Source organism: Arthrobacter sp. B0316-5-4, from assembly GCF_059090325.1.
Map to the genome: position 1 here is coordinate 839845 of NZ_JBNHFN010000001.1, position 23279 is coordinate 863123.

The 23279-nt window shown below is 63.1% G+C and carries 24 protein-coding genes; 6 read left to right on the top strand and 18 right to left on the bottom strand.

The window, feature by feature from the left end; genetic code table 11:
- Positions 1–26: 26 nt before the first annotated feature.
- The 5 genes from ccsB to AC5RU9_RS03840 are packed head-to-tail and all read right to left on the bottom strand — an operon-like array spanning position 27 to position 4851.
- On the bottom strand, positions 27–1094 hold the full coding sequence (gene ccsB / locus AC5RU9_RS03820) for a c-type cytochrome biogenesis protein CcsB (RefSeq protein ID WP_309995210.1): 1068 nt from the start codon (positions 1092–1094) through the stop codon (positions 27–29).
- Complete coding sequence (gene resB, locus AC5RU9_RS03825; RefSeq protein WP_494015386.1) at positions 1094–2815, bottom strand: cytochrome c biogenesis protein ResB; 1722 nt, start codon at positions 2813–2815, stop codon at positions 1094–1096. Before resB ends, ccsB begins: the two co-directional genes overlap by 1 nt.
- Positions 2815–3570 carry a cytochrome c biogenesis CcdA family protein gene (locus AC5RU9_RS03830; RefSeq protein ID WP_211713418.1) on the bottom strand — a complete coding sequence of 252 codons (756 nt, stop codon included), beginning with the start codon at positions 3568–3570 and terminating at the stop codon, positions 2815–2817. Before AC5RU9_RS03830 ends, resB begins: the two co-directional genes overlap by 1 nt.
- A gap of 4 nt (positions 3571–3574) precedes the next feature.
- On the bottom strand, positions 3575–4180 hold the full coding sequence (locus AC5RU9_RS03835; protein WP_494015387.1) for a TlpA family protein disulfide reductase: 606 nt from the start codon (positions 4178–4180) through the stop codon (positions 3575–3577).
- A gap of 5 nt (positions 4181–4185) precedes the next feature.
- Positions 4186–4851, bottom strand: a complete 666-nt coding sequence (locus AC5RU9_RS03840; RefSeq protein ID WP_494015388.1) for a histidine phosphatase family protein — start codon at positions 4849–4851, stop codon at positions 4186–4188.
- Between the two features lie 207 nt (positions 4852–5058).
- On the opposite strand from AC5RU9_RS03840, the gene AC5RU9_RS03845 reads away from it, so the two are divergent.
- The 3 genes from AC5RU9_RS03845 (at position 5059) to AC5RU9_RS03855 (ending at position 7522) form a co-directional block, all read left to right on the top strand.
- Positions 5059–5610 carry a YceI family protein gene (locus tag AC5RU9_RS03845; protein ID WP_235518626.1) on the top strand — a complete coding sequence of 184 codons (552 nt, stop codon included), beginning with the start codon at positions 5059–5061 and terminating at the stop codon, positions 5608–5610.
- A 168-nt stretch (positions 5611–5778) separates the two neighbouring features.
- Positions 5779–6492: a hypothetical protein gene (locus AC5RU9_RS03850; RefSeq protein WP_211713421.1), complete on the top strand. Its 714-nt coding sequence runs from the start codon at positions 5779–5781 to the stop codon at positions 6490–6492.
- A gap of 253 nt (positions 6493–6745) precedes the next feature.
- A complete protein-coding gene (locus AC5RU9_RS03855; RefSeq protein ID WP_494015389.1) occupies positions 6746–7522 on the top strand; it encodes a hypothetical protein in 777 nt (258 codons plus the stop codon).
- Between the two features lie 50 nt (positions 7523–7572).
- Here AC5RU9_RS03855 and AC5RU9_RS03860 read toward each other — a convergent pair whose 3' ends face one another.
- Positions 7573–8280 (bottom strand): redox-sensing transcriptional repressor Rex, encoded by a 708-nt coding sequence (locus tag AC5RU9_RS03860; RefSeq protein ID WP_235517356.1) that lies wholly within the window; start codon positions 8278–8280, stop codon positions 7573–7575.
- Between the two features lie 76 nt (positions 8281–8356).
- Complete coding sequence (locus AC5RU9_RS03865; RefSeq protein ID WP_211713424.1) at positions 8357–8611, bottom strand: glutaredoxin family protein; 255 nt, start codon at positions 8609–8611, stop codon at positions 8357–8359.
- Between the two features lie 171 nt (positions 8612–8782).
- Between AC5RU9_RS03865 and AC5RU9_RS03870 the strand changes: the two genes are divergently transcribed.
- Together AC5RU9_RS03870 and AC5RU9_RS03875 are read left to right on the top strand one after the other, a co-directional pair.
- Positions 8783–9601, top strand: coding sequence for an HAD family hydrolase (locus AC5RU9_RS03870; protein ID WP_211713425.1), 819 nt, complete (start codon positions 8783–8785; stop codon positions 9599–9601).
- Between the two features lie 148 nt (positions 9602–9749).
- Positions 9750–10715 (top strand): DUF559 domain-containing protein, encoded by a 966-nt coding sequence (locus tag AC5RU9_RS03875; protein WP_494015390.1) that lies wholly within the window; start codon positions 9750–9752, stop codon positions 10713–10715.
- A gap of 103 nt (positions 10716–10818) precedes the next feature.
- Here AC5RU9_RS03875 and AC5RU9_RS03880 read toward each other — a convergent pair whose 3' ends face one another.
- The 10 genes from AC5RU9_RS03880 to AC5RU9_RS03925 all read right to left on the bottom strand — a co-directional run bounded on the left by AC5RU9_RS03880 (position 10819) and on the right by AC5RU9_RS03925 (position 19489).
- Positions 10819–10917 carry a 30S ribosomal protein bS22 gene (locus AC5RU9_RS03880; protein ID WP_003792170.1) on the bottom strand — a complete coding sequence of 33 codons (99 nt, stop codon included), beginning with the start codon at positions 10915–10917 and terminating at the stop codon, positions 10819–10821.
- Between the two features lie 163 nt (positions 10918–11080).
- Positions 11081–11293: a helix-turn-helix domain-containing protein gene (locus AC5RU9_RS03885; RefSeq protein ID WP_211713427.1), complete on the bottom strand. Its 213-nt coding sequence runs from the start codon at positions 11291–11293 to the stop codon at positions 11081–11083.
- A 139-nt stretch (positions 11294–11432) separates the two neighbouring features.
- Positions 11433–12569 carry a 3-deoxy-7-phosphoheptulonate synthase gene (locus AC5RU9_RS03890; RefSeq protein ID WP_494015391.1) on the bottom strand — a complete coding sequence of 379 codons (1137 nt, stop codon included), beginning with the start codon at positions 12567–12569 and terminating at the stop codon, positions 11433–11435.
- Positions 12570–12788: 219 nt separating this feature from the next.
- On the bottom strand, positions 12789–13796 hold the full coding sequence (locus tag AC5RU9_RS03895) for an acetylxylan esterase (protein ID WP_494015392.1): 1008 nt from the start codon (positions 13794–13796) through the stop codon (positions 12789–12791).
- 14 nt (positions 13797–13810) lie between these two features.
- Positions 13811–14521, bottom strand: a complete 711-nt coding sequence (locus tag AC5RU9_RS03900; RefSeq protein ID WP_494015393.1) for a DUF1961 family protein — start codon at positions 14519–14521, stop codon at positions 13811–13813.
- Positions 14518–15183, bottom strand: a complete 666-nt coding sequence (locus AC5RU9_RS03905; protein WP_494015394.1) for a rhamnogalacturonan acetylesterase — start codon at positions 15181–15183, stop codon at positions 14518–14520. Before AC5RU9_RS03905 ends, AC5RU9_RS03900 begins: the two co-directional genes overlap by 4 nt.
- A 26-nt stretch (positions 15184–15209) precedes the next feature.
- The gene (locus AC5RU9_RS03910) at positions 15210–16082 is read right to left on the bottom strand and encodes a carbohydrate ABC transporter permease (protein ID WP_494015395.1); all 873 of its coding nucleotides are present in this window, start codon (positions 16080–16082) and stop codon (positions 15210–15212) included.
- Positions 16083–17057, bottom strand: coding sequence for an ABC transporter permease (locus AC5RU9_RS03915; protein ID WP_494015396.1), 975 nt, complete (start codon positions 17055–17057; stop codon positions 16083–16085).
- On the bottom strand, positions 17054–18583 hold the full coding sequence (locus AC5RU9_RS03920) for an extracellular solute-binding protein (protein ID WP_494015397.1): 1530 nt from the start codon (positions 18581–18583) through the stop codon (positions 17054–17056). The genes AC5RU9_RS03915 and AC5RU9_RS03920 overlap by 4 nt, the downstream gene beginning before the upstream one ends.
- A 213-nt stretch (positions 18584–18796) precedes the next feature.
- Entirely contained in the window at positions 18797–19489 is a 693-nt protein-coding gene (locus AC5RU9_RS03925; RefSeq protein WP_494015398.1) for a YesL family protein, read from the bottom strand.
- A gap of 337 nt (positions 19490–19826) precedes the next feature.
- Here AC5RU9_RS03925 and AC5RU9_RS03930 point away from each other — a divergent pair, with 337 nt between their 5' ends.
- Complete coding sequence (locus tag AC5RU9_RS03930) at positions 19827–21932, top strand: DUF6807 family protein (protein WP_494015399.1); 2106 nt, start codon at positions 19827–19829, stop codon at positions 21930–21932.
- A 62-nt stretch (positions 21933–21994) separates the two neighbouring features.
- Here AC5RU9_RS03930 and AC5RU9_RS03935 read toward each other — a convergent pair whose 3' ends face one another.
- A complete protein-coding gene (locus AC5RU9_RS03935; protein ID WP_494015400.1) occupies positions 21995–23278 on the bottom strand; it encodes an MFS transporter in 1284 nt (427 codons plus the stop codon).
- Position 23279 lies beyond the last annotated feature (1 nt).

A 23279-nucleotide genomic window follows, 5' to 3' on the forward strand; every position in this document is an offset into this window, starting at 1 on the left:
CTTTCCTGCTCAGGCCGGAAGTGAGTCTAAAGTCCCGAGTAGGAGTGCAGGCCCTGGAAAACCGTGTTGACGAGCGTGAAGTTGATAATGACGCACGCGTAACCAACAATGGACAACCAGGCAGCGCGGGTTCCGGTCCAGCCGCGAGTGGCGCGTGCGTGGAGGTAGCCTGCGTAGACAACCCAGATGACGAACGTCCAGACTTCCTTCGGGTCCCAGCCCCAGAACCTGCCCCAGGCCTTCTCGGCCCAAATGGCGCCGAACATCAGGGTGAAAGTCCAGCCGATAAAGGCGATGGCGTTGATGCGGTAGGAAAGATTCTCGAGGCTCAGTGCATTGGGCACCACCCGCATGAACGCGAGGTTGTCCTTGCGACCGGCGCCGAGGTTCTTCTGCCGGTAGGACTGAAGCAACTGCAGCACCGACATGGCGAAGGTCAGGGTAAACAGCGCCGAGGACAGGACCGCAATGGAAACGTGGATGATCAGCCAGTAGCTCTGGAGGGCCGGAACCAGGTGGCCCACCGGGGTCCAGAACGATACGGACGCGGCAACCAGCATGATGATGGCCAGGCCCAGTACGAACGTGCCCAGGAACCGCAGGTCACGGCGGATCAGGGTGACCAGGAAGACCGCGACGGCCACGAACGCACCCGTGGTGAGGAACTCGTACATGTTGCCCCACGGCACACGACCGGCGCCCAGCGCACGGGTAAGGACACCCGCGGCGTGGATCAGCACGCCGAGGACCGTCAGGGCCACGGCAATGCGCGCGGGTACCCGCCGCTCCGCGGCGTACTTCATGTCGCCTGCCGCAGTTCCGCCCTCAACGGTGAGGCTCGACGTCGGCCGTTCGGCGCGGCCTGCCGGCCCACCGGCGTCGGCCCCTCCCAGGGCGGCACCTACGCGACCGGCCGCAACCGTCACTTTTTCGCTTGCCGAACTGGCCGCGGCCTTAAGGTCCACGGCTTGGAACGTCTTGCTGCTTTTCGCCAAGTCCCAAGCGAAGGCAATGAACGCCACGGTGTACGTGCCGGCGGCCAACAGCATGAACAGCTCGCTGTACTGGCCCAGGGTTTCGTTGATGGCTGGCATTACTGGTCCTTCGAGGTTGAGGAAGAGACTGCTGTTGTTGAGGGTGCCTGGGGCGTTTCCGGGAGGCTCCATTCCCGGGCAAAGAGTTCACGGAGGGCCGCGGCCTCGCCGGCCAGCCTGTGGTCTTCACCGCGTGCAAGGAGGCCGTATTCCACCATGGTGCGGCCATCGGCGTGCGTTCCGGTGCGTACCCAGACGCGGCGTCGGTTGACGTACAGGGAAGTCATGAGTCCTGCCACTGCCAGGAGGCCGAAGATCAGGGCATACAGCTGGCCGGGGTTGTGGTGGATGTCCACGCCAATGTACTTTTTCACCCCGTCGAACGTGATGCTGCCCTTGCCCTCGGGCAGGTTCACGGTTGCGCCGGGAGTCAGGGTGATGCCGCCCGCCGCCAGGTTGCGGTTGTTCAACGGCTTCAGCTTCTCGACGTCCAGTTCAAACACGTTCTGGGGCACGCCCTTGTCCAGGCCGAGGTCACCGTAGAACGAGTTGAGGCTCAGCTGCGGGTTGACCAGTTCGGGGGCCCCGCTGAAGGAGATTCCATCACTGGTGACCAACGCCGTGGGGAGGAAGAAGCCCACAAATCCGAGCTGTTCAGGCTTGGCATCGGGCACCTTGATGACCACGGAGGAGTAGTAGTTATCGCCCTGGACCTTGGCGATGACCGGGCCCTGGAAGGACACGTTTCCCTCGCCGTCGCGGACGGTCACCATGGGCGCGTAGCCATTACCGGTGAGGTAAAGGCTGGTTCCGCCCAGGGAAACGGGGTCGTTGACCTTCAGGGTTTCCTTCTTGGCCGGCGAATCGGGAGTTTCCTTGGTGGTGACTTCGGCGGTGTAGTCGATGGGCTGGCCGGCCTTGCCCGGTGATTCGCGGTCGAACTTGGCATTGAACTTGTCCAGCTGCATGGAGTAAGGCTGCAGGGAACTGCTCTGGAAGTTCGTGCCGGGCGTGAATTGGTCGTAGCCCACCAGGGTGTTCACGAACGTATCGCCCTCCACCAGGATGCGCTGGCCACTGTAGCCGAACAGGCCGCCGACGGCCACGGACACCAACACCCCGATCAGGGACGTGTGGAACACCAGGTTGCCCACTTCCTTCAGGAAGCCCCGCTCGGCACCCAAGGACGGAAGGTCGCCGTCGGCGTTCCTGACCTCAACACGGTAGCCGCGCTTCTTGAGCAGTCCGGCGGCGTCGTTGATGGCTTTCGACGCCGGGATCCCGGCGTCGGCGGGCAACGCGAGGGTGCCGTACTCCGGCAGGCGGGAAAGGCGCTTGGGAGTGCGCGGGGGCTGCGACTTCATGGCCTTGTAGTGGGCGATCGCGCGCGGGGTGACACAGCCGATCAGCGAGATGAAGAGCAGGATGTAGATCGCCGAGAACCATGCCGACGAGTACACGTCGTAGAGCTGCAAGGCATCCAGGAACTGTCCGTAGGAAGGGTTGTCCTTGATGTATTGGGTGACGACCGCCGGGTTGGCTGGCCGCTGCGGGAACAAGGAGCCGGGCACGGCCCCCACGGCGAGCATGAGCAACAGGAAAAGCGCCGTCCGCATGCTGGTGAGCTGCGTCCACGCCCAACGGAGCATGCCCTTGAAGCCGAGCGCGGGAAGCGCGGCCTCGGACTTTGCCTGCTGGAGTTTGCCTTCGCCTGTTGTGCCTTCAGCGGTGGCGCTGTCAGCGGATGGCGACTTCTTCTTGGCTTTCACGGACTCACTCATCAGATCGGCAACTTCACATCGTTTTGGAACCAGTACTGCAACTCGGTCACCCAGGTCCCCCACACTCCGGTGGCCATCAGGATGCCGAGCAAAATCAGGATGCCTCCGCCGATCCGCTGGATGGCCAGGCGGTGCTTGCGGAAGAAGGACATGACGCCCATGCCGCGGCGAACGGCCAACGCGATCAGGAGGAACGGAATGCCCAGGCCAAGGCTGTAGATAAAGGCAAGGAGTGCGCCCTTGGCCGCCGACGAACCGCCGGACAGGCTCAGCAACTGTACCGCGGAGTACGTCGGGCCGATGCAGGGCGCCCAGCCAAGGCCGAACGTGAGCCCAAGCAACGGTGCGCCCCAAAGGCCCGCCGGCGGTTTAGCGTGGATTTTCGCGTCACGCTGGAGCCAGCCGAAACCGCCCATGAACACGACGCCCATGACAATCACTAAAAGGCCCAGGACTTGGGTGATCCAGGCGTTCTGCGGGCCGGTCAGGAGGGTGCCTAGCTGGCCGAAGGCACCGCCGAGCAGGACGAAGATCACCGAGAAGCCCAGGACGAACAGCCCGATTCCGGCCAGCATGCGGCCGCGCCGCTGCTTTTGAAGGTCGACGCCGGTCAGTCCAGTGACGTAGCCAAGGTACCCGGGCACCAAGGGCAGCACGCATGGCGACAGGAAGGAGACCAGCCCGGCGAGCAATGCCACGGGCACAGCCAGCAGCAGGGATCCGTTGAGGATGGTCTCGGCGAAGGGACTGTTCACGGTTCTACTCGGCCACTGCAGAGGTGATGAGGGCTTTCAGGGTGCTCTTTTCGATCTCGCCGAGCACACGGGAGGCAACCTTGCCCTCTTTGTCAAGGACCAAAGTTGTGGGCACCGCTCCCGGTGGGACGATTCCCGACACGGAGAGCAGCACTGCCCCGTCCTTGTCGTTGAAGCTCGGGTACGTGAGGTTGAAGGTCTTGTCGAAGGCCTCAGCCGTTGGTTGCTCGTCGCGCAGGTTCACCCCGAAGAACTGGACGCCCTGGTCCTTGAATTCCTGGTGCAGTGCTTCAAGCTGTGGAGCTTCGATGCGGCACGGAGCGCAGGCGGCAAACCAGAAGTTGAGGACGGTGACTTTGCCCAGCAGGTCCTCCGGCTTAACTTCCGCGCCGGTGAACAGTGCGCCTTTGAGTGCCACGGGAGCGGAGCGGTCAGCCTTGGCGAACTCGGTCACTGAACCGTCGCCGGCTACGTAGTTCTTGTTGTCGCCCTTCCTGGCCTGTTCGGCCAGGGAGTCCTGCTGGGCACATGCTGAAAGGCCCATGGTGAGTCCGGCGAGCAGGACGCCACCTGCAGTCAGTACGCCGCGGCGTGAAAGATTCTTGTCCATGATCCTTAGGCTCCGGGGGTGCTCGCGGCGCCGGGGAGCAACGCTGCGGCGGGTTCGCTGTATTCGACGTGGACGATCTTGCCGTCGTCGTCGAGGGTCAGGGAAGTCAGGGAGGTGAGCGTGCATTCACGCTTGCGGGGGTCGTGCGCCAGCCGGCGGCCTTCGGCCGTCAAGCGGGTGGACCAGATGGGCAGTTGGTGGCTCACCAGTATGGCCTCGGCACCGTCGCCGCCCAACTCGATGGCCTTGACGCGGGCGTCCTCAACGGCGGCCAGGACACGGGCAGCCTGCTCTTTGTACGGCTCACCCCAGGACGGCCGCATGGGATTGCGGAAGTAGAACCAGTGCTTGGGCTTGAGGAATTCGCTCTTGGTGGGGTGGAGTCCCTGGAAGTGGTTCTCTGCCTCGATGATGCGCGGTTCCGTATGGATCTCAAGGCCCAGGGCCTCAGCTGTGGGCATCGCCGTTTCCTGCGCGCGGGTCAGCGGTGAGGCCACCAGGTGCACTATCTTGGCGCCCTGGGCAGCCTGTACCGAGAAGTGGTCGGCCAGCATGCGGGCCATCTCGCGGCCTCGTTCGGAGAGGTGGAATTCCGGCAGGCGACCGTACAGGACGCCGTCGGGATTATGGACCTCGCCATGGCGAAGCAGATGGACAGTTGCTTGGGGCATGTTTACCAGTTTCTCAAAGAAGCGGGGCGATCCGAAATCTTCTACCGCTAGTAGAACTCAAAGTTTTACAGAAATGTTCCGTGGAGTTGGAATAAAAGATGCATATGCATGTTTATACTAGACACGAAGCTCGGTTGACGCTTCAAGCAATGAGTTCGACCGGGCAAGCACGCAGTACCTTCCACTACCCATAGGAGCAACACCATGATGACCCTTCCCGCTTCCGTCACCACCGGCACCTGGACCCTCGACGCTTCCCACAGCGAGATCGGCTTCACCGTCCGCCACGCAGGCATCAGCAAGGTCCGCGGCCAGTTCAAGGACGCCTCCGCCACCTTGGAAGTTGGCGAAACCCTGGCTGACTCCAAGGTCTCCGCAACCATCCAGACCGCCAGCTTCGACTCCGGCGACGTCAACCGCGACGGCCACGTCAAGGGCGAAGACTTCTTCGATGTGGAGAAGTTCCCGGAAATCACGTTCGTTTCCCGCCACGTCAAGGCCAACGGAAACAGCTTCGACCTCGTGGGAGATCTCACAATCAAGGGCGTGACCAAGGAAGTTTCCATCGAGACCGAGTTCAACGGTGTGGCCGTTGATCCCTTCGGCAACACCCGCGCCGGCGTTTCCGGCGAGACCACCATCAGCCGCAAGGAATTCGGCCTCACCTGGAACGCAGTCCTCGAAGCCGGTGGCGTCCTGGTCAGCGACAAGGTAGTCATCAACCTGGAACTCGCGTTCATCGCTCCGGCTGCCGCGTAAGTCCAGCCTGGACCACCCAGACGGCGCCTCCACAGCATCACGCTGCGGGGGCGCCGTTTCGCTGTCTCGGAGATCACCCGCCAATTATTCGGCAGATACCCCCTGGTTAGCTGCGAGTTGGCTCCGAATTTCCTATGCATCCTTCAACCGCCGGTCTAAAGTGATGCCATGAGTACCCCAGACGAAGCACCACAGCCTCAGCAGCCCGGCTCACAGCCTCCGCAGCCCGGCAATGTTCCTCCTGCGGGTTACCAGCCTCCGCAGGACTACCAACCACCACAGGGCTACCAGCCCCCATCGCAACCGGGGCAGTACTCCCAGCCCGGAGCGGCCCAACCTGGACCAAGCCAGCCCGGACCGGCTCAGCCCGGCGCCGGCCAGCCCGGGTTCCACTTCGAAATGCCTACCGACGGTCCGCGCAACTTCAACGACGTCATGCCACAAGGCGGCTTCTCGGGAATGTTCAAAACCCAGGGCCTGCCCACGGAGTTGAAGGTGTCCTACTTCATCTGGGTGATCTCCGGACTCCTGGGCCTGCTGTTTGGCCTCATCGGGTTCTTCGCCATCATCGCCCTTTTCGCTTTTGCCCCCGGAGTTGCGGCCATCCTGCTGATTCTCCTGATCCTCAGCCTTGCAGTGGCCGCGGCACAGGTGATCCTTGCAATGAAGATGAAGGAAGGCAAAGAGTGGGCCCGCCTCGGCCTCACCATTGTGGCCGGTGTTTCATTGCTCCTCACCATTTTCAGTGCCGCCAGCGCCGGCGGATCCAGCACGGGTCTCGGCAGCAACTGGTTCGGATTCCTGGTCAGCGCAGTCGCCGTCGTACTGATGTGGCTGCCCAACTCACAACTCTGGTTCAAGGCAGTCAAGGGCCAGGTTTAGCGTTCACGCAAGTGCCGCCGTCGAGCCTTAAATGACGGGAAGGCCGCGGTGAAATCCCCTCCGGATTCCCGCGGCCTTCATCATGAAGGCGTAAGCCCACATGATGATTTTCGCCGTAGCCATGGAATTCCTGCGTGTGTTTGGCTATAGCGTCAGACCCGGGATGTACGGTGGAACCAGAACCACGCTGGGGGCAGGGTCATTTTGCTGATCCCGGCGGCCGAACCAGCAGTCGAACAAGCAAAGGAATGCCATGAGCAACCCTCCCTACCCGCCGTCGAACCCGGGTGACGCCAACCAGCCTGAGCAGACCGGCTCGCAGCCGTCCGCACCGCAGTACGGGCAGCAGTCCCCGCCGCCCGCCGCGCCCCAGTACGGACAGCAGCCGTCCGCACCTCAGTACGGCCAGCAGTCCCCGCCCGCCGCGCCGCAATACGGGCAGCAGTCTGCGCCGCAGTACGGCCAGCAGGCTTCCCCCTACGGCCAGGGCCCGGCCGCTCCCCAGTACGGGCAGGACACCAACTGGCCGAGCCAGCAGCCTGGCCCCACCACGGTTCCGCCGATGGTCAACTACGCCTTCTGGATGATCATCGCCGCCGGCGTCCTCTCGGCCATCAGTTCGCTGCTCCTTGCAACCACCGGTGCTGACGCCTTCATCAACGCCATGAACCAGCAGGCTGCGCAGCAGGGCACCGACCTTCCCGCAGGGACCATGGAGGGCATGCGCGGAGCCATCTCCGTGAGCGCCATCGTTGGCGCGGTCATCTCCCTGGGCCTTTACGCCCTGGTTGCTTTCAACGTCCGCAAGGGCAAGAACTGGGCAAGGATCCTGGGCACCGTCTTCGCCGCCATCTCCGTCCTCGGCCTGACCAGCCTCTTCCAGTTCGGCGCAACCTACGGTGTACTGCAGCTCGTGGTGATCCTGCTGGGTGTTGCAGCGATCGTCATGCTCTACCTGCCGGCGTCGGCTCCGTACTTCCGGAAGCCCCAGCCGTTCGGCAACCCGTACCAGGCTCCGTACGGCCGCTAAACCAGCGGGCCTGTTCAAAGGCAACCCAGCGGGCGTGGACCCGGCGAAGGCTAAACAGCCTGGCCCGGTGTCTGCGCCCGTTGTGCGTGGTAAGCCAGAATTTGTAGCTCCGTGGCCATGTCCACCTTGCGGAGGTTGACGTGCGGCGGGACCTGCAGCAGCACCGGAGCGAAACTCAGGATGCTCCGGATACCTGCGGCGATCACGCGGTCGCAGACTGCCTGCGCCACGGTGGCCGGCAACGCGAGCACCACCATGTTCGTGTGCGTACGCTCCAGCACCCGTTCCAACTCGGCTGAGTCGCTGACCCGCAGCCAGCCCACCTCGTTGCCGATCACCATGGGGTCAGCATCAAAAATGGCGACAACGTCGAAACCCCTGGATTCGAAGCCGCCGTACCGGGCCAGCGCCTTGCCGAGGTTACCCGCACCGACGATCGCGACCTTCCAGTCATGGGTCAAGCCCAACGCCGCGGCGATGTGACGGCTCAAGTATTGGACCTCGTAGCCCACGCCGCGGGTCCCGTACGAACCCACGTAGGAGAGGTCTTTGCGGAGGGTGGATGAACTAACTCCGGAGGCTTCGGCGAGAGCTTCGGATGAAACCCGCTCCACGCCTTCTGCCAGCAAAGAGTTGAGCGCACGCAAATAGAGAGTCATCCGGGCCACAGCCGCGGGTGGGATCTGCTTGGCGGCAGGTTCGTTGTCCTCGGATGTTGCTTCCGCGGACGGTTCCAGCGCAGTCACGGTATTCTCCATTGCGTCGCTTTGTTGTTCCACTCTATGACCCCCGGGCGGGCTCAACCAAAGCGATTACTTACGGGTAACCGCACCCTCAGCCCTCCAGGGCTTTCTTCAAGGTGCGCGTCAGCCGCTGCTCGTCGATCTTCCAGAAGTCCCGCTGCACACCGTCAACAAGGACCACGGGAATCTCCTCCGCGAAGCGCTCCCGCAGCTGCGGATCGCCGTCGATACTTTGCTCTTTCCACTCCAGGCCAAGGCTTGTGGTTACACGCTCGACGGCGGCACGCGCCTCCGTGCAGAGGTGGCAGTCAGCTTTGGTGAGGAGTACGACGTCGGGAGTAGCCATGGGATAACGGTAACCGCCCCGCCAACCCTCACTCACATCCCACCCCCATCCCACCAACCCTCACTCACATCCCACCCCCATCACGCCAACCGTCACTCACATCCCACCCCACCGGAGCGGGTGTCAGTGCGCCACCAGCGAGGTGCATCAGCCATTGACTAGACTCAAGTCATGCCCGAGGAGAAGAACGCCGTGGTCGCCGCAGCTGCCAAAGCGCAGAAGCACACCGGCGAAGCTGCTTTCTTCGACGTCGACAACACGTTGATGAAGGGCGCCAGCCTCTTTCATGTGGCCCGGAAGATGTACGAACGCAAGGCGTTCACCTTGCCGCAGGCCGCTGGCTTCGCATGGAAGCAGTTCAAATTCGTGATGCGCGGCGAGAACATGGAAGACGTTCACGCTGTAAGGGACTCCGCGCTCACACTGGCGGCAGGCATCACCGTCGATGACATCAAAGCCTTGGGCGAAGAAGTCTACGACGAGATGATCGAGTCACGGATCTGGCCCGGAACCAAAGCGCTGGCCGAACAGCACCTCAGGGTCGGCCGCAAAGTGTGGCTGGTTACGGCGACCCCGATCGAGGTGGCTACTGTGATCTCAACCCGCCTGGGCCTGACCGGCGCGCTGGGGACTGTCGGCGAAGTGCACGACGGCATGTACACAGGGAAGCTCGTGGGCGACATCCTGCACGGACCCGCTAAGGCAGTCGCGGTCCAGCTGGTCGCCGACCGCGAAGGGTTGGACCTGGACCACTGCTGGGCCTACAGCGATTCTGCCAACGACATCCCCTTGCTGACCATGGTGGGGCACCCCGTCGTCATCAACCCGGACGCGAAGCTCCGCCGGCACGCCCGCGACAACAATTGGCCCGTCTACGACTTCCGGGCCGGTCGTCGAGCCGCAACACTCGGGCTCAAAGCAGCTACGGTGGGCGGCGCGATTTATGGCTTGTGGCGCGGCTTCTCCAGATTCCGCGGCCCCCGCATCTGACCCTCTCTCACATCCCACCGTCTTCAGGCCATCCCTCTCTCACATCCCACCCCCTTCAGGCCAACCCTCTCGCACATCCTCGGGAGGTGGCCTCGATCCCTGTGGATAACTTCTGCACCCCCATCGGTATCTGGGTCAGAATGCCGGTATGCAGATTCCCATACCCGTACCCTCCAAGCTGGCATCCGCCCCATTCACTCTCTCGGAGGCCCAGGCGGCCGGCCTCGCCCATCCTCAGCTCTGGAAGCGCGTCAGCATTGAGGCTGTAAGCAAGGGCATCTACCGTCCGAAGGACTGGGCCTTCGATCTGGAATCGGCTGCTCGCTCGCTCTCGGCGGCGAGCCCTGGCGCTTGGATCTCACATGTCACTGCTGCCAAGATTCACGGATTCTCACTCCCACCTTGGCTATCAGATTCACATGAGCTGCATCTGAGCAAGCCACGGACTCTGCCTGCAGTGCGACGAAAAGGCGTTATCGGCCACACCGTCGTTGTCTCGAAGGATGAAATAGAGCTCAGTCACGGCATGTGGATCAGTACACGGTCCAGGACTTGGTTGGACTTGGCCCGGATTCTTCCGCTGAATGAACTGGTCGGCGTTGGCGACGAACTCATTCGCGTCCCTAGGCCGGAGTTTGAGCAAAGGGAACTGCCGTTCACGACTATCCACGAACTTCGCAATATGGTCGATCGCCACAAGAACTTGCAGGGTGTTGTCCGTGGGAGGGAAGCACTGGACCTGATGCGGGTCGGTGCAGACTCGGCGCCGGAGACTGCGCTCCGTCTGGCTATGCTCGATGCCGGCCTTCCCGCCCCGGAACTACAGGTACGGCTCTACATCAACGATCCCTTCTCGCCTTCAGCCGACCTCGGCTACCGCCAGCGTCGGATCGCAATCCAGTACGACGGCGGTCATCACCTTGGGCACGAACAGATCCTCAGCGATCGGCGCAGGGACAAGGCATTCGAGGCAGCGGGGTGGACTGTGCTCATCTTCGGGAAGTCGGATCTCGCAGACAACTTCGCGAATGCCACCCGTCAGATCAAAAAGGCGCTAAGAAACGGCTGGGTGGACCCGTCGGTCCAGGCGGGCTTCGCGCAGCCGCACGAGTGAGAGAGCGTCCGGGGGAAACAGGCGGGACGTGAGAGAGGGACGGGGATGCAAAAATGCCCGCCACCTCAAAAGGCAACGGGCATTCACGCTTGATGAAGTATCTCTACTTCTTATTGCGGCGCTGGTGGCGGGTCTTGCGAAGCAGCTTGCGGTGCTTCTTCTTGGCCATACGCTTGCGGCGCTTCTTAATAACTGAACCCACGAAAGTTCCTTACAAACTAGAAGGTCCTGTCTGTTGGAACGGATCCGCGGAAGCAGACAGTACAACTGACAGATTCTTACATTGACGTAAAACGTTCCTTAACAGAGTACCGCTTCAAAGGGGCACCCTGTGACCACGGTCCGTGAGGTGGACTGCGGCAGCCTCAGGCAGTCTCGGATTGCCCGTCCACCACGGCACCTTTGAGGTACTGGGATACGGCTTCTTCCGGAACCCGGAAGGAGCGGCCGAACCTGACGGCGGGCATTTCCCCTGAGTGGACCAGGCGATACACGGTCATTTTGGAAACACGCAAGACGTCGGCTACTTCAGCCACCGTCATGAAACGCGCATTCGAGAAGTTAGTCTCCGCGGACATTTCCCATATTCCTTTGCTCTCAGACAGTAGGACACCCCCAGTAGAACGGTGTGCCGATGCTGAGCCATCCAACAACCATGTGCTAGATACTCTAGAGGCTGATGGGGCCAATGTGAAAGCATTTCCGGAAAGTGGGACCCTACTCCCCCGCCGCCACGCGACGCTTCCGGGCCGATGCTGCGAGCTGCTCCAGCACCGAGGCCGTAACGTCCCACTCCATGCAGGCGTCGGTGACACTCTGGCCGTAGACGAGTTCCTGCTCGCCGGCCAACTGCTTGGCGGTGTCCAGGTTCTGCGCCCCGCCCACGAGGAAGCTCTCCAGCATCACTCCGGCAACAGAAGAAGAGGAACCGGTCTCCAGCTGCGCACCGATTTCCAGCGCCACCTCGGCCTGGCGGTGGTGGCTCTTCCCGCTGTTGGCGTGCGAAGCGTCCACGATCAGCCGCGGGTTCAGGCCCTTGGCTGCAAGCTTGGACGAAGCTGCAGCAACGTCGGAGGCTGAGTAGTTCGGTCCCTTGCGTCCGCCGCGCAGGATCACGTGGGTGTCGGGGTTACCGGACGTCGCCACGAGCGCCGCACGGCCGTCGTCGTCGATTCCCAGGAAGGCTTGCTCAGCGGCAGAGGCGCCGCACGCGTCGATCGCCACCTGAAGGTCGCCGTCGGTCCCGTTCTTGAATCCGATGGGCATGGACAGGCCGGAGGCTAGCTGACGGTGGATCTGGCTTTCGGTGGTGCGCGCACCGATTGCACCCCAGGAAACGAGGTCGGCCATGTACTGCGGGCTGATGGGCTCAAGGAACTCGGTGGCCGTGGGCAACCCGAGCGCGGTGACCTGCTTGAGGAAGCCGCGCGCTGCGCGCAGTCCTGCAGCGATGTCGTGGCTGCCGTCCAGGTGAGGATCGTTGATGAGGCCCTTCCAGCCGACCGTGGTGCGCGGCTTCTCGAAGTAGGTCCGCATGACGATCAGCAGGTCTTCCTTGTGCTTCTCAGCCTGGCTGACCAACCGGCGGGCGTATTCAAGCCCGGCCTTGGGGTCGTGGATGGAGCAGGGTCCAACGATCACCAGGAGCCGGTCGTCCACCCCATCCATGATGGCGCGGACCTGGTCACGGCCGCGGTCGACGACGGCTGCTGAGTGGGCGTCCAGCGGCAACTCAGCGATGAGGTCCTGGGGAGCCGGCAGCGGCTCGAAGCGCGCTACCCGCAAGTTGGAGGTTGAGGGCTGCGCGGCGTCAGCGGAGTCGAGCGGGGCGGATTCTGCGGCGATGCTGGTCATTTCTGGGTCCTGTCCGGGATGCGGAGCGGGCCCCTTTTCAGAACCCGCCGGATATGGCGAAGGGCAGAGAATGATCTCTGCCCTGTTGGCTCTGAAGGAAAGTTGGATGCGTGTCAGTTAGACGCGGGCCCCTCCAGAGCCAACGAAAAATACGCATACCAACGGTTTGTCATAGCCACACCATAACCGCGGTTCTTCACAAGCGGCAAATCGTGTCCGTCATGATGACAACAGCTTGCGCAGGTACTGCAGCTGCCTGATCCAGTGGTGTTCCTGGCCGCCCTCGTGGTTGTTGAAGCGGTAAACCTCGATGTCCTTCTCAGGCGCCCCAGCATCCAGACCGTAGTTGTTGTAGCTTGCGAACACCGTGGAGGGCGGGCAGATGTCGTCCATTTGCGCTGCGGAAAAGAGCGCCGGGACGGTAGCCGCGCGGCCAAGGTGGACGCCGTCGAAATAGTTCAGCACGGCGAGCATCGAGTCGTAGCGGTCCCGGTGCCGGCCCAGAAATGAGGCGATCTCGGGGTATGGCCCGCGCGGGGTGATGTCGATGGCACGTGGGAAGTCCTGCAGGAACGGGACGTCGGGCAGCGCGGCGATGACGCCGTCGAGCCTTCCGGCCACAAGCCCGGCGGTGGCGACGGTGATGCCGCCGCCTTGGCTGACGCCCGCCAGCACCACTTTGGCAGGGTCGACGGCGGGATGGCCCTGTGCCGCTTCTACCGCACGGAAGGCGTCCACGTAGACGCGTCGGAAATAGTAGTTGTCCTGGTGGTCGGCGCCGCGCGTCATCAGTCCCGCATACGCAACTCCGCCCGCTGAGGGGTGGGGATCCGGCGTGTCACCTGAGACGCCACCGTAGCCTTGGCCGCGGGTGTCCATGATGAAGTGCGCGTAGCCGGCCTGCGCCCAGCGGGTGTTCTGGTTGACCAGGCCGCGACCTCCGGAGTAGCCGATGTACTCCACCACCACGGGGAGCCTCGCGCCCTGATCCAACCCGGCCGGCACGTGCAGCCAGCCCTTGATGCGGTCTCCCCCGTAGCCGGAGAACGTGACATCGAAGGTATCGATCACCGAGAGGTAGTTGTCCACCGGCTCGAAAACGGCGTTCAGCGGCAAGGTCCGCGCTTCGGTGATGGTGCGGTCCCAGAAGGCGTCAAGATCCGTCGGCGCCACAGCTGTGGAGGTGTAGTCGCGAAGCTGTTCGAGGGGCAGGTCAAAAAGAGGCATGAGGAGATCCTACGTCATGGGTTGGTGTACCCCGTCACAGGGCGTAGCGGCCGGAGTGGGCTGATGGAGAGGTTGCGGTACGCGGCCTTCAACGGGGCCATTTGGCGGATCCCGAAGTAGCCGCCGCCCAGTGGCTCCGGGCTGGGATCCACCCATTCGAACAGGGGCAGTCCGTTAATGGAAAAAGCCACACGAGGCCCGTCCTTGACCAGTTCCAATCGGTAGAAACCATCGGCGTCCTCGGCGGGAGGAAGGGGGTCGGCCCCTTGCGCCACGAGTTGGAAACCCGCACTTTTGCGGAGATTGCAGGTTCTGAAGGCCCGCTCCGCGGCGTGCTTGTGGCGGAAGTAGGAGACGTGGAGGGCATCGACATCTCCCGAGTGGTACTGCGGGTAGTAGCCGGTGCGGGGAGCCAGCGCGGGCGAGAACAAGTCCTGCCCGCCATGACCCCGTGCAGCGAAAAACACCATTGCCAGGCCGGGCTCTTCGAGCGGCAGGAACTCCCAGGCGATCCGGACGGAATCCGGGATTTCTTCCGGGCACCACAGGGTCCAGTGCGCGTGGTCGCCGTGGACTTCAGCGTCAAGGGCGCCCGAGAGGACCAGCGCGCTGGTTCCGTCGCCGCTGGAAGCTGGTCCGGCGTCGTACGTTTCGAACTGAACCGGACCCTCCGCGATCCAGGAGCGAACATCCGCGGGGCCCCGCAGCGGGTTGGAATGGATCACGCGCGCGCCCCGAGGGTGGCAGCAAGTCCGTAGCCGAGGGTTTCCAATTGCCCCGCCACATATCCGGCGATCAACGTGGCCCCCTTCTCGTGGAAGTGCGTGTTGTCCTCCAGGCCGCCGGCCCAGTGCGCGTGTTCGCCGGGTGCGACGTGGAAGAAAAGCTCCGTGGACTTCTCCTCCCCAAGCTGTTCGTAAAGTGCGCGGGTCCACTGGTTGAGGTCGATGATGTCCAGGCCCAGCTCGGTTCCGAGTTCACGCACGACGCCGGGATAGTCACCCACGGTGGCCACCAGGCGGCCGTCGATCCAATGCCGGCGCTCCACCGGGGTGCACAGGATGGGCACGCCGCCCTTGGAACGGACCTCGGCCACCATGCGGCGAAGGTTGTCGTCGTAGCCCGAGCGGGCGGCGAGGTGTGCACGCTTCTGGTCGTTGTGCCCGAACTGGATGAGTACCAGGTCGCCCAGGACCGTCTGGTTGAGCAATTGGTACCAGAGGCCCTCCTCGCGGAATGACTCCGTGGTGGCGCCGCCTTTGGCGACGTTGTGGACGGCGCCCCACCAGTAGGTTTCCGGGGCGAGGTGGGCACCCCAGCCGCTCATCGGGTATTCGTAACTGGGGCAGGCGGCCACGGTGGAGTCGCCCGCGAGGAGGATTTTCATGAATTGTCCTTTGGTTGGCCCCGGGATCAGCCCTTGACCGAGCCGATCAGCATGCCTTTGGCAAAGTGCTTCTGCAGGAAGGGGTAGAAGATGAGGATGGGCAGGGTGGCCACCACAATCACGGCGAACTTGATGCCTTGCTCGGGCGGAATATACGACGGGTCCACGTTCCCGGTGCCCAGCAAATCCGAGGCAGCGGTGACCTGGCGGAGGTACATCTGCAGGGTCCACATGTTGTTGTCGCTCAGGTAGAGCAGCGGGGACATGAAGTCGTTCCAGATACCCACGGCGTAGAAGAGCGCGAACGTGGCCAGCACCGGTTTGGACAGCGGCAACAGTATCCGCCAGAGGATCCCGATTTCGGTGGCGCCGTCCATCTTTGCCGACTCTTCCAACTCGTCCGGGAGTTCCTGGAAGAAGTTCTTGATGATGATCAGGCTGAACGGGTTGATGGCGGCAGGCAGGATCAGGGCCCAGTACGTGTTCAACAGGCCCAGGTCCTTGACCAGCAGGAACGTGGGAATCATGCCGCCGGAGAACACCATGGCGAAGACCACCAGGGACATGATCAGCTTCCGGCCGCGCAGGTTCTTCTTCGCCAGCGGGTAGGCCATGGTGACGGTCAGGATCAACTGGATCAACGTACCCGCCAGGGTCACCAGCACCGTGGTGATCAGAGCCTTGGTGAACGCCGGGGTGGAGAAAATGTACTCGTAGGCACCCAAGGTGAATTGCTCGGGCCAAACGAAGAACGCCCGCCGGGTGATTTCCGCTTCGTTGGCGAACGAGCCTGCTATCACGTAGATGAACGGCAGCAGCGTGATGATGCCGACGAGGCTGAGGAAAACGTAGTTGGCGGCATCGAAAACCCGGCCGCCACGGGTGTTGTGAATCTTCATTTAGAACAGTCCGCTCTGGTTGAACCGCTTGGACAGCCAGTTGGTGCCAAAGATCAGCACGATGCCCACCAGGGATTTGAAGAGTCCGACGGCGGTGCTGTAGCTGTACGCGCCCTGGGTGATGCCCACGAAGTACACGTAGGTATCGAAGACGTCGGCCACGCTGCGGTTGAGGGCGTTGGTCATGAGGTAGATCTGCTCGAAGCCGGTGTTGAGCATCTGCCCGATGGCCAGGATCAGCATCACGATGATGGTGGACCTGATGCCGGGCAGGGTGATGTGCCAGACGCGCCGGAACCTGCCGGCGCCGTCGATGATGGCCGCCTCGTACTGGTCCTGGTCCACGGTGGCCAGCGCGGCGAGGAAGATGATGGTTCCCCAACCCGTGTTCTTCCAGATCTCCTGGAGCACGATCAGCGGCCGGAACCAGTTGGGATCGGACAGGATGTCCACGTTGGTCCCGAACAGCCCGTTCACGAACTGGAACAGCGGGCCGATGTCCAGGGCAAAGAGCAGGAAGCTCAACGAGGCCACGATGGTCCAGGAGAGGAAGTGCGGGATGTACACGAGGGTCTGGACTGTGCGCTTGAGCACCGACAGGCGGACCTCGTTCAGCAGCAGGGCCAGGATGATGGTCAGGGGAAACGCGATCCCCAGGTTCAGGAACGCAAGGATCAGGGTGTTTCCGAGCAGCCGCGGGAAATCGGGGTTCGCGAAGAAATCCGTGAAGTTCGTGACACCCACCCACGGGCTGCCGTTGACGCCCAGGAAGGGGACGTAGTCCTTGAACGCAATGGACACGCCGTACATGGGCCCGTAGCGGAACACCGCGAAGTACAGGACTCCGGGCAAAAGGAGTAGATAGAGCCACTTGTAGTGCGCGAAGTGGACTGCGAACCCGTGCCGCCGCCGCGGGGCGGGTGGCTTGGCGGCCACCCGCTCCGAGGCCTTGGCTTCAACCACCGGCGCTGTCACTTCTTGTTGTCCTGCCAAAGCTTGTTGATTTCTTCCTTGACCTTGTCACCGCCGCTGGTGTTCCACAGCTTGATGGCGTCCTTCAGGCCCTGCTCGTCGCTCTGGCCGGCCAGGTACTTGATGCGTGCATCGGCCACGATGTTGTCCAGCTGGGCACCCTTGGCAACATAGGTGGGCGAAACGAACGCCGCTGCCGGGTTGTAGACGGCGCTCTTGAGGTCCTCGGCCATGACGGCGACGCGGTCATCGAAGACCTTCTGCTCGTACTCGGAGGCCTGCTTGACGGGGTAGAAGTTATTGCCGGTGACGTTTGTTCCGAGCTGCGCGAAGCTCTTGATGTCGGTATTGACGGCCTTGCCCTCAGGAGTTTCAGGCTTGATGGTGGCGGCCAGGCCATCCTCTACGTTGAAGTTCACGCCCTCAATCCCGTTGTTCATCAGGATGGCCACTTCCTTGCTGTTCAGCTTGTCCAGGAAGGTCAGGACGTTCTTCAGGTCGGCCTCGGTTTTGACACTGGACTTGGGGATGGCAAGGAAGCCGGAGTAGCCATCGGTGGGGTGGGCATGCAGTTCGCCGTCGGGGCCCTTGAGGCTGCCCACGAAACCCACCTTGTTCTGGAAGTCGTTGGGGTTGGCCTGCTTGAACAGGTTGATCAGGACGCTCGCCCGGGAGTCGACGTCGATGATGATTCCGCCCTTGCCGTTGAAGAACGGCTCGTTCCACTTGGTGCTGTCGAAGGTGGCGAAATCGGGGTTGATGAGCTTCTCATCCACCATCTTCTTGATGAAGCGATTGGCCTCGAGGAACTGGTCGGTCTCGAAGCTGGGGACGAGCTTTCCGTCGCGCTCGGCCCAACGGTTCCCGGCGCCGTACCAGGTTTCGATGAGGTCATAGGGGCTGTTGGTGCCCAGCCCACCCCATTTGGGGATGGTGATTCCGTAGGTGTCGTTCTGGCCGTTGCCGTCCGGATCCTGTTCGGTGAACGCCTTGGCTACCTTGTAGAGGTCTTCGGTGGTTTCTGGTGCTTTGAGTCCGAGCTTGTCCAACCAGTCCTGACGGAACATCACCGCGGCGCGGATCGGGTTGCGGCCGCGGTAAACGCCGTAGACCTTGCCGTTGACGCTGGCGTTCTGCTGGACTTCCGGAAAGGTGGTGCTGAGGTTCGGGTAGTCCTTGAGTTTGTCTGTCAGGTCCCAGAAAGCTCCGGCTTCGGCATTCTTCACGAAGCCGGGCGTTTTGCCTTGGACCACCAGCACGTGGGGAATGTCGGAGGAAGCCAGGGTGATGTTCATCTTGTCTTCATAAGATGCGTTGGGCGTCCAGGTGATATTGACGTCCTTGCCCGTCAGCTCCTCGAGCTTTTTCTGGACGGCGCCATCGGCTGTTGGCGGTTGCGCCTCCAGGAACGGCGCCATGATCTTGACGGACGGGAGGTCCGACGTCGGCGCTTCGCCACCACAGGCGGTCAGCGCCAGGGCAGCGGAAACTACGACGGCGGCGGCCAGCGTTTGTTTTCTACGGATCATTTTCTTACCTGCTCCACTTCTTCGGAGTTGTTATCGTTCGAGGGGTCAGCTGGAAACCTCTTGATGGTCCACAGATGCTGGCCATTGGTGTCTTGATACGTTTCATTAGTACTCTCGCCAGAGGCGTTCCAGACAAGTTCTGCGTACCCCTGGATATCGAGGGGGCGATGGAGGACCTGTCTCCCGCCGGATTCGGGCCGCGCCGGGTTGATGTCAGGCAATGCCGGCCTCCCTCGTCGCTACAGATGCGGGCAGGGTCATGGGGTCGGCCGCATCTGCCGCCCGGGTGCCCTCCATGGCGTCATCGTTCGCGGTGAAGAAGCGGTCACACAACCAGCCCGTGACGTAAAGCCATGCTCCGATCCCGAAGAGCGGGATCAGCCCAGGAACCGAACGGCAGACAAACAGGGCGGCCGCCGTGACGAACAAGAGGATGACAGTACCGGCCAGATGGCGCATGGCGAAGCGTGACGACATCAGGAAGTACTGCGGCACGGAAAGGTTGTAGCGGGCAAACATCGGAAAGAGGTAGCAGGCTACCCCAACCCCAAACAGGGCCACCATGAGGACTCCCGCTGACGCGATCTGCGAACCGAGGTCCCAGCCTGCCGAGAAGTAGCCCCAGTTGAGCGTTAGGGCCGCTCCGACTGCCGCCAATGGCAGTCCCAAGGCATTGCCCTTGCCGAAGTTCCCGGCATATTCCTTGGCGAAGCGGCGCACCAAGGGAGCGGCACCTCCCCGCACCTTGTCCCGCACCAACACCTGCGCGGCAGCTGTACTGGGCCCGAAGCCCAGAACGACGCCACCCAGGACCGTGAAGACGATCCACAGCACGTTCAAACAGGCTATCCAGACGAGCGTGTCGAAAAGCGTGTAGGCCTTGAAGCCGAATCCACCGGACGCCATGGCTCCCCTTTCTCCATCGTTGCAGAACAGGCCCAACCATCCGGCGGCACTGGTTCTTTCGAGTGGCCAGAAGAACGGCGAGGGCCGGTCACTTGGGTGCGGCCCAGGTGGGCCATCTCACAGAGTAAACGCTTTCCCGAAAACTTAGACGCTCCGCGCGGATGGAGTCAAGACCCTTCTTGAATCGTTACATTTCCGGGCAAGTCGCGTTACACTGGGCTGGACCGGAGATGGGAAAGCGCTTGCTGGGTATAGCCTGAACCCTCCGGAACACTTGATGTGAAAACCCGACGACGGCGTCACCCGCCTTCGTCTGCACCGCCAGCAGAGGAGAGCCATGGACGCCCGCTCCGTCGAGTCCGCCACCAGCCCAAACCCCCTTGGCGCCGCACCAGTGCGCAGCGAAGGAGCAACGAGCGAAACAACAGCACCCGAGCCGACCGCCCGGACTACGCCGGCGCGGATCGCTTTGGTAGGTGTCCATGGCTTCGGCGTCCATCACCTGCACAACCTCGAAAGGCTCCGCGCCGAGGGCCTGGTGGACTTGGTCGCAGTAGCGGATCCCAACCCTCCGGCCGCAGGAACCCTGCCAACGACAACCGCCGTCCATAGCAATCTGGAAGGGCTGCTGGCCGGCAATCACCGTCCGGACGTCATCATCGTGGCCACCCCCATCCAGACCCACGCCCCTTTGGCCTTGTCCGTGCTTGCCGCCCGGGCCGACCTCTACCTGGAGAAGCCACCAGTCGCCTCCATGAAAGATTTCCTCCGTCTCCAGGAAGCTGCGAGCGCGGCCGGTCGCAGCGTGCAGATCGGCTTTCAGAGCCTGGGATCCCATGCCCTGACCGCACTGGAGAAGCTGGCGCAGGGCCAATCCACGGCGGAACTACCCCGGATAGGCACTCTCAAAGGCATCTCCGCCACCGGCCGATGGGTCCGGGACCGCGCCTATTACAAGCGCTCCCGTTGGGCAGGCAAGCGGAGCCTGGACGGCGTTGATGTGGTGGACGGCGTAGCTACGAACCCGTTGGCCCACGCCATCGCGACAGCACTGCGAATCGCCGGTGCACGCCACGCCGGGGATCTTGCCTCCGTAGACACCGATCTCTATCGCGCCAACGACATCGAATCGGACGACACCTCGGTGATCCGAATGCGTACCACCGCTGGTTTGCCCATCACGTGTGCCCTCACGCTTTGCGCCGCGGAGTCGGTGGAACCGTACGTCACGCTGCATGGCACGGAAGGAACGGCGGTATTCCATTACACGGAGGACCGCGTCACCGTTCGCACCGAAAGCGGGGAAACGTCGCACACCTTCGGTCGCGAAGACCTCACCGCGAACCTCCTGCAGCACCTCTCTGATGGCACGCCGCTGCTCAGCCCGCTCGATCACAGCGGCGCGTTCATGCGGGTCCTGGAAGCCATCCGTACGGCCGACGCGCCGGCCCTCATCCCCACGGAAAGCGTCATCTGGGTGGGAACGGGCGATCAAGCCCACGCCGTGATCCCCCATATCGAGGACATCCTGGACCGTGCCACCCGTGCGCATGCCACCTTCGCCGAACTGGGGCTCCCCTGGGCGCGGCCGGTCACATCAGGCGCCGAGGCCCTGTTCACTTCCCCCGCCGCCGCCGAGCCAGCCATGCCGGCCGCCGTCCTGCGCAGCGGAAGGGGCCTCGAGCGGGAGCTCTCCCCCCGTCCCTACCTGCACCCGGTGTCTACCCAAGCCGGAATTGTGGTGACGGACCACCTGGCCTCGGACCATGCCTGGCATCTCGGCACCGGGTTCGCGCTGCAGGATGTCAACGGAAGCAACTTCTGGGGCGGCCGCAGCTACCGCAGGACTGCTGGAAAGTACGTGGACCTGAACGATCACGGCCGGGTGGACATCCTAGGCGTAACCCGCGGAAGTGGCCACGCAGCACTGGAACTTGAGTGGTTCGGGGCCGACGGCAACCTGCTCCTGGAAGAGCATCGAACCTTCAACCGCAGCCTCGTCAGCCCCAGCACGTGGCGGCTGGACATCCAGACCCAGCTCACCGCCGTCGTCGATGTCACGCTTGGGAGCCCGGGTTCGCATGGTGCCGCCGGAAGCGGCTACGGTGGCTTCTTTTGGCGGCTGCCTGTCAACTCTTCGCCGCGCGTCTTCTCCTCCACAGCCGAGGGAGAGCCGGCTGTGCACGGTTCCGTTTCGCCGTGGCTGGCTTGGTCGGGAGAGTTCGACGGCGGCCCCGCCACCTTGGTGTTCGGCGCGCCTGTGGAGTCCCCCGATCCGTGGTTCGTGCGCTGCAGCGGCTACCCGGCAGTGGGCTCGGCCTTGGCCTGGGACAGTGCGGTGGAGTTGGCCCGGGGCACTTCGCTGGCACGCACCAACACGGTCTGGATCAGTGATGGTTCCCTGGATGTGGACGAGATCGAAGCGCTTGTAGCCAGCCGCTGATTACACGCACCACGTCGCCGGGAGTTGGCAGTTAATAACAGTCCGCTCCCGTGGAACTGTCATCAATTGCCACCTCGACGGGAACAGCGCCACAGCAGCAACCCGATCACCGCGGCAGACGCCATGCCCAGCGCCCCGGTGATGACCAGCCCCGTACGCACACCGAAATCCTCGGTCAGCCACCCCGCCAACAACCCACCCAGGGCGTGACCGCCCAGGAGGAGGGGGAAGTAGAGCGCCAGGACACGTCCGCGGACACTCGCTCCGGCTTCGAGTTGGACGGCAGTCGCAGCGCTGGTGAGGAACACCAGGGTCATGAAGCCCACCACAATGAGCATCACCACGAACCACTCCTGCGTCGGCATCAACGCGGCCAGCAGCTGGGTCAGGCCAAAGAGCCCGGCGCTGGCCACCATTCCCTTGCGTCCGAACCGTTTGATCCGGGTAGCGACCAAGGCGCCGGCCAGGGCTCCGAGCGCGCTGACGGTGTTGAAGAGGCCGAAACCGGCCGGACCACTGTGCCACACCCGGTCAGCGAAGGCTGCCAGGACAACGGGCCCGTTCATGCCGAAGGCACCCAGCAAACCGGCCAGGAGCATGGTTAGGAGGAGGGGTGGACGGGCACGGACGAACCGGAACCCAGCCAGGACCTGGCCGCGACCTGACCCGGGGCCGGGCTGTACCGGCGAGTGGTGGAGCTCCCCCGGACGGATGGATGCGATCATCACCAGGACCGCCACGCCAAGGCCTGCGTTGGCAGCGAAGGCCGCTGCCGGACCCGTATGGGCAATCACCACACCGGCAAGCGCAGGACCTGCCATGGCTCCCAGTTGCCCGATCGCACTGTTCAGTCCGATGGCCGCAGGCAGGCCGGCGTCGCCTACCACTTCATTGACGAACACCTGCCTGGCCGGCCCATCAATGGCACTCGTTATCCCCAAGGCGATGCACGAAGCGTAGACCACCCACACGTCGGTGCCGCCCATCGCATTCCACACGGCAAGGCCAGCAGCAAGCACCACGGCGACCGACTGGCATACCAGCAGGATGCGGCGTTTGGGGAAGAGGTCCACCAGCACACCACTGACGGGGCCCACCACCAGCATGGGAAGGAACTGAAGTGCAACGGCCAGGCCCACCGCAGCCGGGCTGCCGGTGAGCTGGAGGACCAACCAGTCCTGCGCGAGCCGTTGCATCCAGACGCCGCCGCTGCCAACCAAGGAAAGGGTGACGAAGATCCGGTAGTTGTGGTGCCGCAGCGGATAGTGCCAGGACTCTGTGGATCGGGCACGCGTGGTTGGGGGCTTGGTTGATTGGGGGCGCGGTGGGAACGGGCGCGGCGACACG

Excerpts from the sequence above, each read along its gene's own strand:
- ccsB (WP_309995210.1), bottom strand. The coding sequence starts at position 1,094 with ATGCCAGCCATCAACGAAACCCTGGGCCAGTACAGCGAGCTGTTCATG.
- resB (WP_494015386.1), bottom strand. The coding sequence starts at position 2,815 with ATGAGTGAGTCCGTGAAAGCCAAGAAGAAGTCGCCATCCGCTGACAGC.
- AC5RU9_RS03835 (WP_494015387.1), bottom strand. The coding sequence starts at position 4,180 with ATGGACAAGAATCTTTCACGCCGCGGCGTACTGACTGCAGGTGGCGTC.
- AC5RU9_RS03840 (WP_494015388.1), bottom strand. The coding sequence starts at position 4,851 with ATGCCCCAAGCAACTGTCCATCTGCTTCGCCATGGCGAGGTCCATAAT.
- AC5RU9_RS03845 (WP_235518626.1), top strand. The coding sequence starts at position 5,059 with ATGACCCTTCCCGCTTCCGTCACCACCGGCACCTGGACCCTCGACGCT.
- AC5RU9_RS03850 (WP_211713421.1), top strand. The coding sequence starts at position 5,779 with ATGAGTACCCCAGACGAAGCACCACAGCCTCAGCAGCCCGGCTCACAG.
- AC5RU9_RS03855 (WP_494015389.1), top strand. The coding sequence starts at position 6,746 with ATGAGCAACCCTCCCTACCCGCCGTCGAACCCGGGTGACGCCAACCAG.
- AC5RU9_RS03860 (WP_235517356.1), bottom strand. The coding sequence starts at position 8,280 with ATGGAGAATACCGTGACTGCGCTGGAACCGTCCGCGGAAGCAACATCC.
- AC5RU9_RS03865 (WP_211713424.1), bottom strand. The coding sequence starts at position 8,611 with ATGGCTACTCCCGACGTCGTACTCCTCACCAAAGCTGACTGCCACCTC.
- AC5RU9_RS03870 (WP_211713425.1), top strand. The coding sequence starts at position 8,783 with ATGCCCGAGGAGAAGAACGCCGTGGTCGCCGCAGCTGCCAAAGCGCAG.
- AC5RU9_RS03875 (WP_494015390.1), top strand. The coding sequence starts at position 9,750 with ATGCAGATTCCCATACCCGTACCCTCCAAGCTGGCATCCGCCCCATTC.
- AC5RU9_RS03885 (WP_211713427.1), bottom strand. The coding sequence starts at position 11,293 with ATGTCCGCGGAGACTAACTTCTCGAATGCGCGTTTCATGACGGTGGCT.
- AC5RU9_RS03890 (WP_494015391.1), bottom strand. The coding sequence starts at position 12,569 with ATGACCAGCATCGCCGCAGAATCCGCCCCGCTCGACTCCGCTGACGCC.
- AC5RU9_RS03895 (WP_494015392.1), bottom strand. The coding sequence starts at position 13,796 with ATGCCTCTTTTTGACCTGCCCCTCGAACAGCTTCGCGACTACACCTCC.
- AC5RU9_RS03905 (WP_494015394.1), bottom strand. The coding sequence starts at position 15,183 with ATGAAAATCCTCCTCGCGGGCGACTCCACCGTGGCCGCCTGCCCCAGT.
- AC5RU9_RS03910 (WP_494015395.1), bottom strand. The coding sequence starts at position 16,082 with ATGAAGATTCACAACACCCGTGGCGGCCGGGTTTTCGATGCCGCCAAC.
- AC5RU9_RS03920 (WP_494015397.1), bottom strand. The coding sequence starts at position 18,583 with ATGATCCGTAGAAAACAAACGCTGGCCGCCGCCGTCGTAGTTTCCGCT.
- AC5RU9_RS03925 (WP_494015398.1), bottom strand. The coding sequence starts at position 19,489 with ATGGCGTCCGGTGGATTCGGCTTCAAGGCCTACACGCTTTTCGACACG.
- AC5RU9_RS03930 (WP_494015399.1), top strand. The coding sequence starts at position 19,827 with ATGGACGCCCGCTCCGTCGAGTCCGCCACCAGCCCAAACCCCCTTGGC.